The organism is Pseudomonas emilianonis, from assembly GCF_023072625.1.
In the GTDB taxonomy this organism is placed as follows: domain Bacteria; phylum Pseudomonadota; class Gammaproteobacteria; order Pseudomonadales; family Pseudomonadaceae; genus Aquipseudomonas; species Aquipseudomonas paraveronii.
In genome coordinates this window covers 1-4,287 of record NZ_JAKNRV010000403.1, presented here as the reverse complement: position 1 = coordinate 4,287, position 4,287 = coordinate 1, and the positions used below count along the sequence as shown (strand labels likewise).

4 protein-coding genes are annotated in these 4,287 nt (G+C 62.5%); all 4 read right to left on the bottom strand.

The annotated features are described in order from the left end of the window. A partial coding sequence (locus tag L9Z73_RS26245; RefSeq protein WP_247407410.1) for an ABC transporter permease occupies nt 1–979 on the bottom strand: 979 nt, incomplete at its 3' end. A gap of 54 nt (nt 980–1,033) precedes the next feature. Further along, a complete protein-coding gene (locus L9Z73_RS26240; protein WP_247407407.1) occupies nt 1,034–2,065 on the bottom strand; it encodes a DUF5924 family protein in 1,032 nt (343 codons plus the stop codon). 67 nt (nt 2,066–2,132) lie between these two features. Continuing rightward, the gene (locus L9Z73_RS26235) at nt 2,133–3,518 is read right to left on the bottom strand and encodes a M16 family metallopeptidase (RefSeq protein WP_247407404.1); all 1,386 of its coding nucleotides are present in this window, start codon (nt 3,516–3,518) and stop codon (nt 2,133–2,135) included. Between the two features lie 57 nt (nt 3,519–3,575). Beyond that, on the bottom strand, nt 3,576–4,287 hold a 712-nt coding region (locus tag L9Z73_RS26230), incomplete at its 5' end, for a Na/Pi cotransporter family protein (RefSeq protein WP_282598766.1).

Sequence of the window (4,287 nt, the reverse complement as noted above, 5' to 3'; positions counted from 1 at the left end):
GCGCTTTCACCATGCCCACCAGGAAATGCTTCACTCCAATGTCCGACTGCAGCAGCGAGAGGAACATCGCCGGCGAAATATCCAGGGTCAGCGCACACACCACCCCGCCGCCGACAATCCCCGAGAGCATTGCCAGGAACGTCAGCATCGGCAGCGACACCAGCAGGGCCAGCACGCGGGGCAAGACCAGCAGCTCCATCGGGTCCAGGCCCAGGGTGCGGATGGCGTCGATTTCTTCGTTGGCCTTCATCGAGCCGATTTGCGCGGTAAAGGCACTGGCGGTGCGGCCGGCGATCAGGATCGCGGTCAGCAAGACGCCGAATTCCCGTAGGAAGGAGAACGCCACCAGGTCCACGGTGAAAATCGTCGCGCCAAAGCTCTTGAGCACCGTGGCGCCGAGGAACGCCACCACGGCGCCCACCAGAAACGTCAGCAAGGCGACGATGGGCGCGGCGTCGAGGCCGGTCTGTTCGATATGCGCAACCATCGGCGTCACGCGCCAGCGCTTGGGCCGGAAAATGCTGCGGGCGAAGGTTTCAAGGATCAGGCCGATAAAGCCCAGCAGTTGCTTGCTGTCCAGCCACACCGCATCCACCGCGGCGCCGATGCGCGCCAGCACCTGGATGCCGGTGGCTTCTTCCGGGGCTTTTTCCGGTACGCAGAAATCATTCAGGGAGCGGTAGACGGTCTTGAGCAGTGCGCGGTCGGCGGCGGACAGGCTGCAGTCGGTTTGCTCGGCGGATTGCTCGATACGGTCTGGGCCCAGCAGCTCGACCAGCAGTGAGGCGCCAGCTGTGTCGAGGGCGCCGAGGCCATTGAGGTCGACGCGGGCGCCGGCGTCGTATCGGCCGTCGAGCTTGTCCGACAGTTTCTTCAGGTTTGTGTAGTGGGCAAGCGTCCAGTCCCCCGTAATCCTGAGTAACGGGGGGGCGGTGGACGTATCGAGGTGGGCTGTGCCGGCCGAGGTACTGGTGGTCATAAGCTCCGAGCTTGTCTGGCTATCCACAATGCCTACGTAATAGCACGATACAGCCTACTTTGGGTTGTCCGTTTGTGCTGTGTCAGTCACTTTGAAACGCAGCACGCCGATCACCTGCCCGTCTTCGGTCAGCACCTGGACTTGCCAGCGCCCCACCGCGTCGGCCGGGAAGTTCTGTTTGTGGGTCCAGGCGCGGTAGCCTTCCTTGCGCCCGCCATGAATATCCAGGGCGATGCGGTCGACCTCCTTGCCGTTGAATTTCCACACATGGTAGATCCGCTCCTCCAGCCCGCGCGGGGCGTTGATGGCGGTATAGGCGTACAGCCCGCCGCCGCGCAGTTGGGCGGCGTTGACTTCTTTGAGATCGTCGCCCGGCGTGCGGTCTTGCAACTGGGTGCTGATCGCCACTTCAGTCATCCACAAGGTGGCCGGTGGCACCCAACTGCGTAGGAACCATCCGGCGCAGCCAATGGCGGCCGTGACCCCGAGCAGCATCGCCCAGCCTTTGAGACTGCGCAGCGGCAAGCTCACGGCCAGGCTCGGGATCGACAAGGCCATGGCCACGCCGAGGGCCAGTTTGTAGCTCTCGGCGGTGGTCAGGTGCAGGATGATCGGCAGCGCGGTGAGCAGCGCGGCGAACAGGGTGAAGGTGTGCAAGGCGAGGAACAGCGACCGTTTGGGCGCCAGCCACTTGTAATAGAGCGGGTCGGTGATCGACACCAGCGCCGCCGCGCCGAGCAGCCCGGTGAAGATCGATTGGCCACTGTTCCAGGTGGTGGTGATGAAAAAGAACGGCAGCACAAAAAACAGACTTTCCTGGTGGATCATCTGGGTGGCGTAACGCAGCAGCGGTTCGGGGATTTCGCGCTTGAAGACTTTGGTGAACAGTTGGGTAAAGCTGTTTTCCAGCATCAGCCACAACCAGCTCACCAGCATGATGACCGCGATCCAACTGGCCATGCCCTGCTGGCGGTCCACCAGGATGAAGCTGCTCACCCCCGAGATGAAGCCGCCGAGTGCGATCACCCCTGGGTAGCGTTTCATCAGTTCGAGGATGCGCTGGATGTAGTGGTTCAGGTTCGGCATTCGGCAGTCACAGTCTTTGTAGGAAAAATCCCCGATAGAATAACGTCTTAGCCCTGGGTACGGTGCCTCATTGCGCGATCCGTTTGCGATAACTGCGCACGCCGATCAATACAATCGCGATCAGCCCGAGCACACCGGCACCTATCCAGTTCAGCATGTCGTAGCTCAGCAGCGGTTTTTCGATGCGCCAGTAGCCCGGCTGCTTGAATAGCTCGCGCATGGCCTGGTTGGTCTGCGCCAGGCTCACGGCCTTGATGCGTTTGACCGGGTCGCTGAAGTGACCGTTGTCGTAGTCGCCCGAGGCGCTCCAGTAATAGTCGGCCAGCGCGCTGTTGCCCTGCACGGCCCAGGCCTGGCGCGCGATGGCGGCCTGTTGCAGGCGGGCGAATGCCGCCGGGTCGAGGCCGTCCTTGAGCAGTTGGGCCTTGAGGTCCTGCAACACCTGTTCGGCTTCGGGGAGGGTTTCCCGTTCGAGGTCGGCATTCAGGCTGAGGAAACCGACGCCGCCGAGCACTTCGCGTTCGCTCCACGGGCCGTAGGACAAACCGTGCTTGAGGCGCAGTTGGCGATACAGCGCCCAGTCGAGGTAGTCCTTGAGCAGGTCGTAGGTTTCGTCATGCTGCTCGTCGAGCACCGGCTCGGGGAACAGCCAGTGCAGTTTGGCGCCGTTGCCGACCCAACCATGGATCAGGTCGCGGTGGCTGGCGGCGGCGTGCTGGATTTCCGGCAGGGCCAGATGCTCGGTCGGCTCGACCGGAACGAGTTGGCCATAGGTGCGTTCCAGATAGGCCGGTAGCAGCTTGTCGAGGTCGCCGACGATGATCAACGTCATGTTGTTGGGGGCGTACCAGTTTTTGCGCAGTTGCTCCAGTTGGTCGCGGGTCAACTGGTTGACCTGGGCGCGTTCGGTGCACTTGAGGCCCAGTTCGACCGCCAATTGGTTGCTGGCGGTGTGGCCCAGGTCCTGGCGGTCCAGCAGGCGTTGCAGGTGTGAGTAGTGGCCGCCGTCCTCGCGCTCGACCACTTGCTTGGCCGCGTTGATATGGGCGTCGGTCAGTTCGGTGCGAGTGAGGATCGCCCGTAGCAGGTCCAAGACCTTGCGCTGGTTTTGCGCGGGCGCCTCGATCACGAAGGTGGTGTCGGCATTGCTGGTGTAGGCGTTCCACTCGCCGCCCAGGGCTTGCATGCGTTCTTCGAGGTCGCCTTCACCGCCGCCGTCGATACCGCTGAACAACAAGTGTTCGAGCAGGTGCGGCAGTTCCTTGTCTTCGCAACGGAAGTCATCCAGGCCCACGCCGACCACCAGGCGAATCGCCACATGCCCGCGTTCGGTGCCCGGCTTGAGCAGTAATTGCAGGCCGTTGGGCAATGTGTAGCCCTCGACTTGCAGGCGGTCAAAGGCAAAGGCGTGTACAGAGCCCATGAGCAGGCAGGCGAATAACAGGCGACGCATAACTGGCTTCCTGGCGAGTGAGGTCAGTGTTAACTGACTTCACTGGCCGTCTTACGTTCAGGGCGAATGTGTGATGTCGGCAATATCTTCGGCGGAGAGCGCGCCGATGTCGGACGTTTCCAACACTGCATAAGCACTGCTGCAAAACAACGAGTTCAAGCGTTTCATGTCGGCAATCAGTTCCAAATGCAGGGAGCTGGTCTCCAGGCTCTGCACGATCTTGCGTTGCAGACGGCTGACGTGGGCGTGTGCCAGGCGGCGCTCCTGGGCGCGGAAGCGGCGTTTCTCGCGCAGCAATTGGCGCGCGCTTTCCGGGTCGGCACTGAGGAACACCGACAGGCCCAGGCGCAGGTTGGCGATCAGTTGGCTGTGCAGGCCGGTGAGTTCTTCCAGGCCCACTTCGGAGAACTGGCGCCGTTGGGAGGTTTTCTGCTGCTGGACTTTGCGCAGCATGCGTTCGATCAGGTCGCCGGCCAGTTTCAGGTTGATCGACAGCTCGATGATCTCGGCCCAGCGGCGGTTGTCCTGTTCGCTGAGGTCTTCGCGAGGCATTTGCGCCAGGTAGAGTTTGATCGCGCTGTAGAGTGCCTCGACGTCGTCGCTGAGGCTGCGCATTTCCTGGGTGATGGCGGTTTGTTTGCCGCGCAGCACTTCGAGCATCGCGGTGAGCATGTTGTCGATCAGGTCGCCCAGGCGCAGGGTTTCCCGCACTGCGTTGGCCAGCGCCAGGCTTGGCGTGGCCAGGGCGGCGAGGTCCAGGTGGCGCGGC